The 13,089-nt window shown below is 60.3% G+C and carries 10 protein-coding genes; 6 read left to right on the top strand and 4 right to left on the bottom strand.

Features of this window, described 5'->3' with window-relative positions; genetic code table 11:
- Window positions 1–29: 29 nt before the first annotated feature.
- Together ACQZ63_RS04790 and ACQZ63_RS04795 are read right to left on the bottom strand one after the other, a co-directional pair.
- Complete coding sequence (locus tag ACQZ63_RS04790; protein WP_065658363.1) at window positions 30–1,826, bottom strand: acyl-CoA dehydrogenase C-terminal domain-containing protein; 1,797 nt, start codon at window positions 1,824–1,826, stop codon at window positions 30–32.
- Window positions 1,827–1,906: 80 nt separating this feature from the next.
- Window positions 1,907–2,071 (bottom strand): hypothetical protein, encoded by a 165-nt coding sequence (locus ACQZ63_RS04795; protein WP_162633644.1) that lies wholly within the window; start codon window positions 2,069–2,071, stop codon window positions 1,907–1,909.
- 132 nt (window positions 2,072–2,203) lie between these two features.
- On the opposite strand from ACQZ63_RS04795, the gene podJ reads away from it, so the two are divergent.
- From podJ to ACQZ63_RS04815, 4 genes are all read left to right on the top strand, one after another.
- Window positions 2,204–5,977: a cell division protein PodJ gene (gene podJ / locus ACQZ63_RS04800; RefSeq protein ID WP_448799109.1), complete on the top strand. Its 3,774-nt coding sequence runs from the start codon at window positions 2,204–2,206 to the stop codon at window positions 5,975–5,977.
- Between the two features lie 263 nt (window positions 5,978–6,240).
- The gene (locus ACQZ63_RS04805) at window positions 6,241–7,167 is read left to right on the top strand and encodes a sulfite exporter TauE/SafE family protein (protein WP_003514964.1); all 927 of its coding nucleotides are present in this window, start codon (window positions 6,241–6,243) and stop codon (window positions 7,165–7,167) included.
- Complete coding sequence (locus tag ACQZ63_RS04810) at window positions 7,164–7,988, top strand: TIGR02186 family protein (RefSeq protein WP_013635439.1); 825 nt, start codon at window positions 7,164–7,166, stop codon at window positions 7,986–7,988. Before ACQZ63_RS04805 ends, ACQZ63_RS04810 begins: the two co-directional genes overlap by 4 nt.
- A gap of 160 nt (window positions 7,989–8,148) precedes the next feature.
- Window positions 8,149–8,586: a universal stress protein gene (locus ACQZ63_RS04815; RefSeq protein WP_003514961.1), complete on the top strand. Its 438-nt coding sequence runs from the start codon at window positions 8,149–8,151 to the stop codon at window positions 8,584–8,586.
- A gap of 18 nt (window positions 8,587–8,604) precedes the next feature.
- On the opposite strand, the gene pdeM is transcribed toward ACQZ63_RS04815, so the two are convergent.
- Both pdeM and ACQZ63_RS04825 read right to left on the bottom strand, forming a co-directional pair.
- On the bottom strand, window positions 8,605–9,333 hold the full coding sequence (gene pdeM, locus ACQZ63_RS04820; RefSeq protein WP_113555522.1) for a ligase-associated DNA damage response endonuclease PdeM: 729 nt from the start codon (window positions 9,331–9,333) through the stop codon (window positions 8,605–8,607).
- Window positions 9,334–9,367: 34 nt separating this feature from the next.
- A complete protein-coding gene (locus tag ACQZ63_RS04825; protein ID WP_246662313.1) occupies window positions 9,368–11,959 on the bottom strand; it encodes a ligase-associated DNA damage response DEXH box helicase in 2,592 nt (863 codons plus the stop codon).
- A 50-nt stretch (window positions 11,960–12,009) separates the two neighbouring features.
- On the opposite strand from ACQZ63_RS04825, the gene ACQZ63_RS04830 reads away from it, so the two are divergent.
- Window positions 12,010–12,513 carry an RrF2 family transcriptional regulator gene (locus tag ACQZ63_RS04830; RefSeq protein WP_013635435.1) on the top strand — a complete coding sequence of 168 codons (504 nt, stop codon included), beginning with the start codon at window positions 12,010–12,012 and terminating at the stop codon, window positions 12,511–12,513.
- Window positions 12,514–12,613: 100 nt separating this feature from the next.
- Complete coding sequence (locus ACQZ63_RS04835; protein WP_003514954.1) at window positions 12,614–13,075, top strand: carboxymuconolactone decarboxylase family protein; 462 nt, start codon at window positions 12,614–12,616, stop codon at window positions 13,073–13,075.
- Window positions 13,076–13,089: the final 14 nt, after the last annotated feature.

Genomic DNA, 13,089 nt, shown 5'->3' on the forward strand with positions numbered 1-13,089 from the left:
CTCTCTCCCTCGGCGCGTGACACGCCCTGTCAGAATGCTTCCGCAGCCAGTTCCATCATGGTGTCCGCGCCGGTTTCGATGCGGGCCTTGCGTAGCGCCGTTTCCGGCATGATGCGCTCCATATAAAACTTCGCCGTGACAAGCTTGGTCTTGAGGAAATCCTCGTCCGAAGTGCTACCTGCCGCAAGGGCTTCGCTCGCCGCCTTCGCCATGCGGGCCTGCATGTAACCCAGCACCACGATGCCGAAGAGGTGCATGTAATCGGTCGAACCGGCACCGGCATTGTCTGGCTTGGCCATGGCGTTCTGCATGAACCACATGGTTGCGGCCTGTAGATCGTTCAAGCCCTTCTTCAGGCCCTTTGTGTAAAGGCTGAGCTTTTCGTCGGCGCGGTTTTCCTCGCAGAAATCGCCGATTTCCTTGAACAGCGCCATGACGGCACGGCCGCCATTCATGCCGAGCTTGCGGCCGACCAGATCGAGCGCCTGAATGCCGTTCGCACCCTCATAGATCATGGTGATGCGGGCATCGCGGACATATTGGCTCATGCCATGTTCCTCGATATAGCCGTGACCGCCGAAGACCTGCTGCGCCATCACGGCATGGTCGAAGCCCTTGTCGGTCAGCACGCCTTTGAGGATCGGCGTGACGAGACCGAGCAGGTCATCTGCCGTCTGACGCTCTTTCTCATCGGTCGACCGATGGGCAATATCGGATTGCAGCGCGGTCCACAGAAGGAAGGCGCGACCAGCCTCGTTATAGGCCTTGATAGTCATCAGCGTACGGCGGATATCCGGGTGCACGATGATCGGATCGGCCTTTTTATCGGGGAATTTCGCACCGGAAAGTGAACGGCCCTGAATGCGCTCGCGGGCATATTCGACCGCATTCTGATAGGCGATCTCACCCACGGACAGGCCCTGAAGGCCGACGCCGAGGCGGGCTTCGTTCATCATCACGAACATGGCGGAGAGACCCTTGTTCTCCGCACCCAAGAGATACCCCGTCGCATCGTCATAGTTCATGACGCAGGTGGCGTTGCCGTGGATGCCCATCTTGTGTTCGATAGCGCCGCAGGTGACGCCGTTGCGCTCGCCGAGCGAACCGTCCTCCTTCACGAGGAATTTCGGCACGATGAACAGCGAAATACCCTTGGTGCCTTCCGGCGCGCCCTCGATGCGGGCAATCACCAGATGGACGATATTATCAGTCATGGAATGTTCGCCGGCCGAAATGAAGATCTTCTGGCCGGAAATCTTGTAGCTGCCGTCGCCCTGCGGAACTGCTTTTGTGCGCAGCAGGCCGAGATCGGTGCCGCAATGGGGTTCCGTCAGGTTCATGGTGCCGGACCATGTTCCCTCGACCATCTTCGGCAGATAGGTTTCTTTCTGCTCCTGCGTGCCATGGACGAGGACGGCAGCGATGGCGCCCTGCGTCAGGCCGGGATACATCATCAGCGACAGGTTGGCGGACGACATATACTCGCCAATCGCCGCATGCAGCGTATAGGGCAGGCCCTGCCCGCCGAATTCCGGCGGTACGGCGAGGCCGATCCAGCCGCCTTCACAATAGGCGTCGTAAGCCTCCTTGAAACCATCAGGAACGGAAACCGAACCATCATCTGCACGCTTGCAGCCCTGTTGATCGCCAGACAGGTTCAGCGGGAAAAGCCGCTCCTCGGCAAGTTTCGCCGCCTCGCCGGTAATAGCCTCGATCATGTCGGGGGTTGCATCCTCGAAGCCGGGCAGGTTGTTATACCGCTCGAGGCCAAGAACGTCGTTCAGAATAAAAAGCGTGTCTTTAACTGGGGCCTTGTAAACAGGCATTACCGATGTTCCTCCGCATCGTGAAAGCCGGAGCCGATCCGGCCGATATGGGATGACAATATTTGACGTGCGCGTAAACGTCAAATAAATTCCGGTCGAATGTCATTGCCCTTTTTCCGCGCAATGCTTGGCCAGCCCCACGCGAAAGCGTCACGCGCCGCAAAAGTTAAAAAATTCCAACCATAGTTAACCACTTCTTTACCACGTTTCGTGAATTCTCCGACACGAGGTAACTGCTTCGTCAATCGAAGCATTTTCCTCCATTGGGGGCAAATACCGGCTCTAGAATTGCTGCATGTTGTGCGACGGCATTATCAGGCGGGTAGCCGTTGCAACAAACACCGGGCACGCCGGACGGAAGCGAAGCGAGCGAGAAGATGAACGGATTGCGATCGAAAAACCAAAGCCCGAGCGACAGGTCGTCTCTTGATGCTCTCAATCGCACCATTGAAGGCCTTGAAGCCCGCATCGAAGGGCTGATGAGCCAGAAATTTCCGCGCGACCACCGCGCCACGACAACTGAGCCGAAAAACGAGGCCCATGCCGCGCCGCGCGAGCCACGCGCCACCGTCACCCCGCCGCAACTCGACCCGGTCAACGAAATCCGCCAGCGCCAGCGCCTGCTTGAGGCAAGCTTCCAGCGCCCGCAGGAGCCCGTTGCGCGCCCGGAACGAACCATCACCAGACCGCTTGCGCCTGAATACCGGCCGAACGACGTGCAGAACGCGGCGGTGAACCCCGCACCGCGCGCGCGCTCCATCCCGCCCTACCAGGAGCAGCAGCGAAACGACGCAGCATTGCAGGAGATCGCGCAGGCGCTCGTCAACCTGCGGCATGAGCTGAAGCACGATATCTCAGAGGGCGTGGCGCGCGAAGCGCAAGGGCTGCGAGCCGAAATCCGAAACATTCGCGCGATCGCGGAAGACCAGCAGTTCATCGGCGACCTGCGCGACGATATTGCAAGGCTTGCCGGCAGCATCGACCAGCTCGGCAATCTGGCCTCTCCCGATGCCTACGGGCTGCGCAATGAATTCGATGACCTGCGCCTCACCATCGACCAGCTTGCGCGTGAAGACAGCGTACATCGGATCGAAAGCCGCTGGAACACCGTGGAAGACACGTTGCGCGGTTTCGACACGGCCTCGCTGCAGGACGAAATCGTCTCGCTCGCCTATCGTCTCGACGACATCAAAACCCAGCTCGGCGGCATGAGCAACAATCCCGCCGTGCGCGTGCTTGAGGAAAAGCTGATCACCATCGCAAGCGCGGTGGAGCAGCTCGGCAAGCATATGCAGCCGAACGAGGCTGCCTTTACCGAACAGTTTTCCGGTCTGGACCAGCGACTGGATGAAATCAGCCGCGCCATTGCCGCTACTGGCGCCCGCTCAAACAATGCACAGGCCACCGACAACGCACTGGCACAGCGGCTGGAAACCCGCCTGAACGGCCTTGCCGAACAGCTCGGTGATATCAATCGTATTGCCGCCGCAAAGCCCGATCCTGCTGTGGATCTCACCGCCCGTCTTGAAAAGCTGGCCGCCAAGATCGACGAATTGAGCACGGCGCGCGACGCGGCACAGCTGCACGAGCGACTGGACCAGCTTTCCCTGCTTCTGGAGCGTTCGCAGCGTCCCTCACAGCAGGCGGAACTGACATCGTTCCTCAGCGACATTTCCCGCAAGATCGACGCGCTGGATCACGGCACCGTCAATGACGGCCTGGCGGAACGGCTCGACACGCTTTCCCGGCGCATCGAAGACCTTGACTATCGCTACAGCCAGCCGCAGCCCGTTGCTGGTTTCAACGAAGGCACTTTTTCGCGCCTGGAAGAACGGCTTGGCGATATCGCGGCCCGTCTGGACGAGACCGCCCATGCCGCACCCGCCGACAGCGGCGCTTTGCTCAGCCTCGAAAATCAGATCGCCCATCTCTCCTCGCTAATCAGCCAGCCGGGTCATCACCAGCCGGCGGGCATGTCGCCGGAACTCGATGCCCGCATGTCGGCGATCGAGGACTACATGGCGTCCAACGATGAATATATCATCGAAGCGGCTCGACAGGCGGCCGAGGCCGTTCTGGACGCCTTTACGCGCAACAATGTCTCCTCCGGCGCAAACCTCGCCGATATGACGATGCTGACCGATCTTGCCACCGATCTGCGCAGCCTCGAGGCGCTGAGCCGCAACACGGAAGAACGCACGCACCGCACCTTCGAGGCGCTGCACGAAACGCTGGTGCAGATTGCCGGTCGACTGGACAGCCTTGATAATCGCGCACCCGCTCCCGCCTATCGGGAAGAGGCAGCGCCACGCAACGTCGCGCAGCATATGATTACGCCCGCCCGCGAAGAAGTGGCCATGCCGGCCGCCATCTTCCCGCAAGAGGGCTACATCGCCGAAGAACAGCTTATTCTCGAAGACACGCGCGATGCCGGCGAAAACGGCGCGGGTGCGATGGCAATCGTGCCGCCCGCCGCTGCAAAACCCGCAAAAGCAGAGAAAAGGAGCCTGCTTGCCGGCCTGACCAAGCGTTTCAAAACCGGCACGGCGAAGACCGCCAAATCGGCAGAAGAACCCGTATCGGCAACCACCACCCGCACGCAGGTGGAACCCGCCCCTTCGCTCGATCCGATCGACGTGCTGCCCGCGGGCCAGGAGAACGAACTTCTGGAGCCCGGCTCTGGCGCACCTGATATCAAGAAAATACTGGAACGGGTGCGCGCCAGCCAGGTCGCTTCCAGCGGCAAGGCGGCGGATGCAGAAGGCCGCACGGATTTCATCGCCGCCGCCCGTCGCGCAGCGCAGGCTGCCGCCATGGAAACCTCACCGGAGAAGCTTGAGACCGGCAAGAAAAATCGCAAGCCCGACGCTTCGGCGCTTTCACGTTATCGTCGCCCGCTGCTGCTCGGCATCGGCGCCATTCTTCTTGCGATGATGGCCATGCCGCTCGTCAAGACGATGATGGGCGGCGCGGAAGCCCCGGCACCGGTCATCGAAGAGAAGATGGGCGATGCCCCGGTCTCCGCACTTCCCGAGACCGGCGACAAGGCCGTGACCATTCCGTCCGAACTGGCTATCGATCCGCAGGAGGCGGCATCCGCCGACAGCATCGAAAACGCAGCACCATCGGAAAACACCATCGATCCGCGTACCATTGGCGGCGCGCCGCTTGCCAATGAACCGCCTGTTGCCGATGCGCCCGCCGTGGATGCGGCGACATCAGGCACTGTCGCACAGAGTGAGCCGCAGGCACCGGTGCAGGCCGCTACCACGGCTGCCGCCGCCCAGGGCGCGATTGCGGTTCCCGCCGGTATCGAGCCAGCATCGCTGGCAGAAGCCGCAGCGAAAGGCGACACGCAGGCGCTGTACGAGATCGCAGCACGCTACACAGAAGGTCGCGGCCTTGCCGCCGATCGCGCGGAAGCCGCCAAATGGTACAAGCTGGCTGCGGATCGCGGCCTTGCTCCCGCACAATATCGTCTCGCCAACCTTTACGAGAAGGCGAACGGCGTCGAGCGCAACCTTTCCGAAGCGAAGCGCTATTACACGCTGGCAGCCGAACAGGGCAATGCAGGCGCCATGCACAATCTCGCCGTCCTGCTCGCCTCCGATGCGGCCGGCCAGCCGGATTTCACCACCGCCGCGCAATGGTTCATCAAGGCTTCCGAACTCGGCGTCCGCGACAGCCAGTTCAACCTTGCCATTCTCTACGCGCGCGGAAGCGGCGTGAAGCAGGATATCGAGGAATCCTACAAGTGGTTCTCCATTGCGGCCAAGGATGGCGACACGGACGCTGCCCAGAAGCGTGACGAGGTTGCGGGAGCGATGAACCCGCAGCAGCTTCAGAGCGCACGTGCGAAAGCCGACGCATGGAAGGTCAAGCCGCTTTCGGAAGACGCCAACAGTGTCAACCCGCCCGAGGAATGGGCCGGCAAGGACGGCGTGAAGACTGCCTCCGTGGACATGGAAAAGGCGATCCGCAACATTCAGGCGATCCTGAACAAGAACGGTTTCGATGCCGGCCAGCCCGACGGCAAGCTTGGCAAGAACACGGTTACCGCCATCAAGGATTTCCAGAAATCCGTTGGCCAGACACCCGACGGGCGCATCACCAACGAGCTGGTGACAGCGCTGCTCGCCCGCAACAAATAACCGTTTCGCAACGGACGAGGCGGCCTCCCCGGCCGCTTCCCCGCAGTTTGGCGCCGGAATGTGGCGCTGCTCCCACGCCTGATCGCTATCTTTCCAAATTATCAACGTATTTACCGTTGAATGTTGACACGTCGGACCCTCGCGGGCATGACGGATGAAGGCTGGGCATGCCCGGTCTTTTCAGACAGAAAATGTAAATCGCGGCGCGGCCCCACACCCGGACAAGCCCTGCCGCCCGGAACCATTTGCCCGAGGTCCGAGCCGTGACTGTCTATCTGCCGATTGCAGAACTGTCGGTGAACATTTTCATCATTCTCGGCATGGGCGCGGCCGTCGGTTTTCTTTCCGGCATGTTCGGCGTGGGCGGCGGTTTTCTCATCACCCCCTTGTTGATTTTTTACAATATTCCGCCCGTAGTGGCTGTGGCGACGGGCGCAAACCAGGTGGTGGCCTCTTCCGTCTCCGGCTCGATCACGCATTTCCGGCGCGGAACGCTGGATGTGAAGCTTGGGAGCGTCCTGCTGGTCGGCGGTCTTGTAGGCGCTACGGTGGGCGTGTGGATATTCTCCTTCCTGCGCAGCATCGGCCAGCTCGATCTCATCGTTTCGCTGCTTTACGTCATCCTGCTCGGCACTGTCGGCACCTTGATGCTGAAGGAGAGCATTTCCGCCCTGCGCCGTGCTGCCCGTAATGAGACGGTGACGCTGCGCCGCCCCGGCCATCACAACTGGGTTCACCGCCTGCCGCTGAAAATGCGGTTCAAGAAGTCGAAGATCTATCTCAGCATCATTCCCGTCGTCACGCTGGGTTTCGGTATCGGCATCCTGACCTCGATCATGGGTGTCGGCGGCGGCTTCATCATGGTGCCGGCCATGATCTATCTTCTGCGTATTCCGACCAACGTCGTTGTCGGGACCTCACTGTTCCAGATCATTTTCGTTACCGCCTATACGACCATCGTTCAGGCCGCGACGAACTATTCCGTCGATGTTGTGCTGGCCTTCATCCTGATGGTCGCGGGCGTCATCGGCGCGCAATACGGCGTGCGCGTCGGGCAGAAACTGCGCGGCGAACAGCTGCGCGCGCTTCTGGCGCTTCTGGTGCTTGCAGTCGCCCTTCGCCTTGCCGTGGCACTGGTTGTTCGCCCCGAAGACCTGTTTTCGGTCGCCGTCGGGGGGTTAGGTTATTGACTCACCGCCTGCTGCTTTGCGCCTTTCTGCTTATCGGTTCCTGCCTTGCCTTTACCGCTTCGGCGCAGACACCGCCGCTTGCCCTGCCTCCCGGCACACAGCAGCGGTCCTTGCAGGAAAATATCGAAATCGGCGCATCGACGACGGAGATTCCGATCACCTCCGATTTTCGCGGGGCGGATTTCACGCTTTTCGGCGCTCTTAACAACACCGACCAGTTGCTGCTCGCTATCGGCCAATATGATATCGTCGTCACCCTTGAAGGCCCCAGCGACTACATGACGGTGCGCAAGAAGGAGCGCGTGGCCGGTATCTGGATCAATACCAGCGCCATCACCTTCACGCCGCTGCCGGAATCCTATTCCATGGCCAGCACGCGCGATATCAGCGCCGTCGCTTCGCCTGGCACCTTGCGGGCAATGGGGCTTGGTGTCGAACATCTGTCGCTCAAAAGTGCGGTGTTTTCCGGCGTGCCCGACAATGTCTTCGATTTTCAGGAGGCCTATCGGCGCCTGCGGCTTTCAAGCGGCATCTATCGCAACGACACGACCGGCGTGCGGCTTGAACGCACCGGCCTGTTCTGGGCAACCCTGCGCCTGCCCGCCAACGTCCCGAACGGCGTACATACCGCCCGTGCCTATCTCTTCAAGAGCGGCAATTTCATCGCCCAGCGCGAGCTGAAACTGCGCGTCGTCAAGACCGGCATGGAACAGGCAATCACCGATGCCGCGCATCAGACACCGCTTGCCTATGGCGCGCTGTGCGTTCTCCTCGCCGTCGTCACGGGCTGGAGTGCCAGTATTATTTTCCGCAAGGACTGAGTGTTTTTCATTCCCGTAAAAGAGCGCGTCTTTCGCCTTCGGCGTAAAAGATAGCGTTCGCTTCCTTCAATGGTTTGCGGTAAAATTCAAGACGTTACAACCACGTACGCAGCTTATGGCGGCAAGTGCGGTTGTGACCGGGATGAAAAGGAGAAATGTCATGTTCAAGCACATTCTCATTCCCACCGATGGCTCGCCGCTGGCGCAGATCGCAATCGACCAAGGGTTCGCTCTCGCCAGAGAGGCAGGCGCAAAGGTGACCGTCGTGACGGTGTCCGAACCCTTTCACGTGATTGCCAGCGATGTCGAGGACATTGCCGCCATTGCCGAAGAGGAATTCCACCGTTGCGAGGAGGCGGAGCATTTTCTGAGAGATACGCAGGCGCACGCCGCATCGATGGGGCTGGATTGCGAAGCCCTGCTGGCGCGGGCGGGACGGCCGGATGAGGCGATTGTCGAAATCGCCAACAGGACAGGCTGCGACCTCATCGCCATGGCTTCGCACCGGCGCAGAAGCTTCGTCGAGATGCTTGTCGGCAGCGTTACGGCCAAGGTGCTGAAAAACTCGAAGATACCGGTGCTGGTATACCGCCAATAGACGGGCGGAGCGATGCGCTCAGCCGAGCAGATTTGAAAACCGTACCGAATAGATGCGGTCCCGCCCCATCAGATGCGCGACGAGTGCAGCGTGGTCAAAGAGACCGCGCACGGCCTTGTGTCGCAAATCCAGTCCGCCGCTCATCACTCCGAAGGCCGGCATCAACAGGCGGGAACCATCGGTGGCGAAACAGGGGCGCCGCACCGTTTTTTCGCGACGGCGAACAGTGGCGGAGGGATGCAGATGGCCTGCGATTTCACCCGCGGCGTCTCCTACCTTAGGCTCGTGGCGGAAAACGAGATTGCCGTAAAACATCTCATCTACCGAAGACCCAGGCAGATCGACCGTGCCATCCGGATCGTGATTGCCGTTGATCCATATCCAGTCACGGCCACGGGCCATCTCGCGGATCAGTTCGCGCAGCATAAGCGGCAGATGCTCGGACCCGACCCGATCGTGGAAATTGTCGCCGAGGCTGACGACGATCTTCGGATCGTAACGGCTGACAAGGGAAGACAGGATTTTGAGGGTAGCGATCGTGTCGTAAGGCGGCAGCATGCGCCCGCGCCGGGCAAAGGCCGCACCTTTTTCCAGATGCAGGTCCGAGACAACCAGCAGCGATAGATCGGGCAGGTAAAGCCCACCCAACGGGTCACACCAGGCGGCGACGCCGTTGATGGCAGTTTCGCTGCCAAGGCATTCGAAGCCATTGGAAAACCTGTCGCTCAATGTCAGTCGGCTTAGCACTTTTGTGGTCGTTCCTTCATTCCAGTTTGATGCTTCAGGACATGGCTTCGGCGATAAGCTCGTCTGCGGCCTCGGCCAGCACCTGATCCATCGCCTCGCCCGCCACCGTCTCGCGGCCGATTTCCAGCATGACGGGAACGGCAAGCGGCGAGACGTGCTCCAGTGCACGATGGGTGGTGTGACCCTTGATTCGCTTCAGCATATCGCCAAGACGGCCAATGTCCAAAAGTCCCGCCGCCGCATCACGTCTGGTTGCCTCCAGCAGAATATGATCCGGCTCATGGCTGCGAAGAACGTCATAAATAAGATCGGCGGAGACCGTGACCTGACGGCCCGTCTTTTCCTTTCCGGGATGGCGGCGCTCGATGAGGCCGGAAATGACGGCACAGTTGCGGAAGGTCCGCTTCAGCATGAAGGATTCGTCCAGCCACGCCTCGAGATCGTCGCCCAGCATGTCCTCGTCGAGAAGTTCCGCCAACGACAGGCGGCGGGATTTCAGCCGCCTGCCAATATCCTCCATGGCCCAGATGGCGAGCGAATAATCGGTAGCAACGAAGCCCATGGGCTTTGCGCCCGCCCGTTCCAGCCGCCGTGTCAGAAGCATGCCGAGGGTCTGGTGGGCCAGACGCCCTTCAAAAGGATACATGACCATGAAGAAGCGTTTGCGGAAGGGAAATGTCTCGACCAGCAGCTCGTCGCGCTTGGGAATGATCGATTTTTCCTTCTGGATTGCCAGCCAGTCGCGCACCTGATCCGGCAGCGACTGCCAGCGGGCGGGATCGGACAGCATGGAGCGCACCTGGTCCGCAAGGTAGGTGGAAAGCGGAAACTTGCCGCCGGCATAGGAGGGTATCTTCGGGTCCATCGAAAAGGCCTGCGACACCAGGCATTCATTCTCCCGGATGCCTTCGAAGCGCAGAACCTTGCCGGCAAACAGGAAGGTATCGCCCTGCACCAGCTGCTCGAGGAAATATTCCTCGACCTTGCCGAGCGACATGCCGCCGCGTCCGACCGAGCCCTTGGCATTGCGCTTGACCATGCGGACATTGAGTTCCGCAGCCTCGACGATGGTGCCGAGGTTGAGGCGATATTGCTGCGCGACCGCAGGATTGGAGACACGCCAGCGGCCGTCCTTCATCTGGCGGATGCGGGCGTAACGTTCATAGGTGCGCAGTGCGTATCCACCGGTAGCGGTAAAATCCACGACGCGGTCGAAGGTAGAACGCGGTAGATCTGCATAGGGTGAAGCGCTTGTCACTTCACGATAGAGATCATCCGCATCGAAAGGTTCGGCGCAGGCCATACCGAGCACATGCTGGGCAAGAACATCCAGTGCGCCTTGCGCGATGGGGGGCGTATCCTGCGCGCCGATATAGTTCGCATCGAGTGCGGCCCGGCACTCCATCACCTCGAAACGGTTGGCGGGAACGAGGATTGCCTTTGACGGCTCATCCATGCGGTGATTGGCGCGGCCGATGCGCTGGGCAAGGCGGCTCGCCCCCTTTGGCGCGCCGACATGCACGACGAGATCGACATCGCCCCAGTCTATGCCGAGATCGAGCGTGGAGGTGGCGACGACCGCGCGCAATTTATTTTCAGCCATTGCGGCCTCCACCCGGCGGCGCTGTCCGGCATCCAGCGAACCGTGATGCAAGGCGATCGGAAGATTATCGTCGTTTACATTCCAGAGTTCCTGAAAAATCCGTTCCGCCTGCGAACGGGTGTTAACGAAGATGAGCGTCGTCTGGTGCGCCTTCAGAGCGGGATACAAATCCTTCATGGCGTAGCGCGCGGAATGGCCGGACCATGGAATACGCTCCTCCGTCTGCAGAATGGCGATGTTTGGCTTGGCTCCGCCTTCCACTGTTATAAGACCTGCGGGCGGTTCTCCCTGCCCCTGCGGTGCCAGGTAACGGCGCAAATCCATCGGCTCCGCCACCGTGGCGGAAAGGCCAATGAAGCGGACATGCGGCGCGTGCCTGCGCACCCGCGCGAGCGCGAGCGACAGCAGATGGCCACGCTTGGAGGTGACGAGCGAGTGCAGCTCATCCAGCACCACATATTTCAGGTCGCGGAAAAAGCGCTCGGCTTCCTTGTTGGCAAGCAGCAGCGACACCTGTTCCGGCGTCGTCAGGAGAATATCGGGCGGTTTGACCTTCTGGCGCTGGCGTTTTGCCTGCGGCGTATCGCCGGTGCGGGTTTCGATTGAGATCGGCAGGCCCATTTCCGTGACAGGCTTGGTGAGATTGCGTTCGATATCCACCGCAAGTGCCTTGAGCGGCGAGATGTAAAGCGTGTGCACGCCGACAAAGGCGGAGCCCGGCGGCACCTTGCCGCGTTCAGCAAGATCGGTGAGCGACGCCATGAAGCCGCCCAGCGTCTTGCCGGCACCCGTCGGTGCAATCAGCAGCATGTTTTCGCCGCCACGCGCCCGAGCCATCAGCTCCAATTGATGCGCGCGCGGGGACCACCCTTTTTCGGCAAACCATTTCTGGAATGAAAGGGGCAAGGTGCCGACATGCGTGCCGGAAATGGGAGACTCAGCGTGTTTCACGCCTTCAAGGTAGTGAGAAACCTTGAAAAAAGAAGAGCGGAACAGAGCTGCTTGACAGGAATGCATAATCATGGATAAATAATATCCACGATACTAAAGCAAACCAAACGTGAGCAAATCGAATGAAACTCGGCGACGGCGTTGAACAGGCCATTCACAGCGTAGGCATGTTAGCGGGACTTTCCGAAGGCGGCGTGCTTTCGGCGGCGGCGCTGGCAGAATTCCATGGCGTTTCCACGAGTTATCTCTTGAAGCACCTGCAATTGCTTTCCGGTGCCGGAATAGTTTCCACCGTACCAGGGCCGAAGGGCGGTTATCGTCTGGCCCGGACAACCGACAAGATTACCCTGCTTGATATTGTTCTGGCCGTGGAGGGACCACAGCCTGCCTTTCGCTGCGCGGAAATTCGCCAGCGCGGGCCGAACCCCTTGCCGGGACGTTATTTCACCAAGCCCTGCGGCATCAACGCCGCGATGCTGAAGGCGGAGAAAGCCTATCGGGCGGAACTCGCTAAAACCAGCATTGCCGACATTCTGGGCGACCTTGCCGCCACTGACGACGGCGGCATTGCGGCACGCGGTTGCGCCTTTCTGGAGCTGAACGAGCGCAGGACGGCGACGCGCTAGAACCTAAAAGACCCAACCATCTGAAATACCGGAGAGCTTCGCAGCTTCCCGGAACGATGACACATGCCCCTCAAACTGAACCACGAATGGAGAGAGACACATGAAAACCCGTTTGAACTATGCCAAGGCATCCCCTGAAGCCTTCAAAGCCGTGATGGCGCTCGAAACCTACGTCCAGAGCAGCGGCCTCGAGCGCCGCTTCGTTCATCTCATCAAGCTGCGCGCATCAATCATCAATGGCTGCGCGTTCTGTGTGGACATGCATGTGAAGGAAAGCCGTCACGACGGTCTTTCCGAACAGTGGATCAACCTGATGAGCGTTTGGCGGGAATCCCCGGTATATACCGAACAGGAACGGGCGTTGCTCGGCTGGGTGGATGCGGTAACGAAGATTGCCGAAACCGGCGCTCCGGATGACGCCTTCGAGGCCCTGAAGGCGCATTTCTCCGATGAGGACATCGTGAAGATCACCGTTGCCATCGGTGCCATCAACACCTGGAACCGCATCGCCGTCGGCTTCCGTTCGCAGCACCCGGTCGAAACGGCAGCAAAAGCAGCCTGATCCGCTTTACCTGC

The sequence above is a fragment of the Agrobacterium sp. CG160-95 genome, assembly GCF_053521725.1.

Coding starts and splice junctions, on each gene's coding strand:
- ACQZ63_RS04790 (WP_065658363.1), bottom strand. CDS start 1,826: ATGCCTGTTTACAAGGCCCCAGTTAAAGACACGCTTTTTATTCTGAAC.
- podJ (WP_448799109.1), top strand. CDS start 2,204: ATGAACGGATTGCGATCGAAAAACCAAAGCCCGAGCGACAGGTCGTCT.
- ACQZ63_RS04815 (WP_003514961.1), top strand. CDS start 8,149: ATGTTCAAGCACATTCTCATTCCCACCGATGGCTCGCCGCTGGCGCAG.
- ACQZ63_RS04825 (WP_246662313.1), bottom strand. CDS start 11,959: ATGATTATGCATTCCTGTCAAGCAGCTCTGTTCCGCTCTTCTTTTTTC.
- ACQZ63_RS04830 (WP_013635435.1), top strand. CDS start 12,010: ATGAAACTCGGCGACGGCGTTGAACAGGCCATTCACAGCGTAGGCATG.
- ACQZ63_RS04835 (WP_003514954.1), top strand. CDS start 12,614: ATGAAAACCCGTTTGAACTATGCCAAGGCATCCCCTGAAGCCTTCAAA.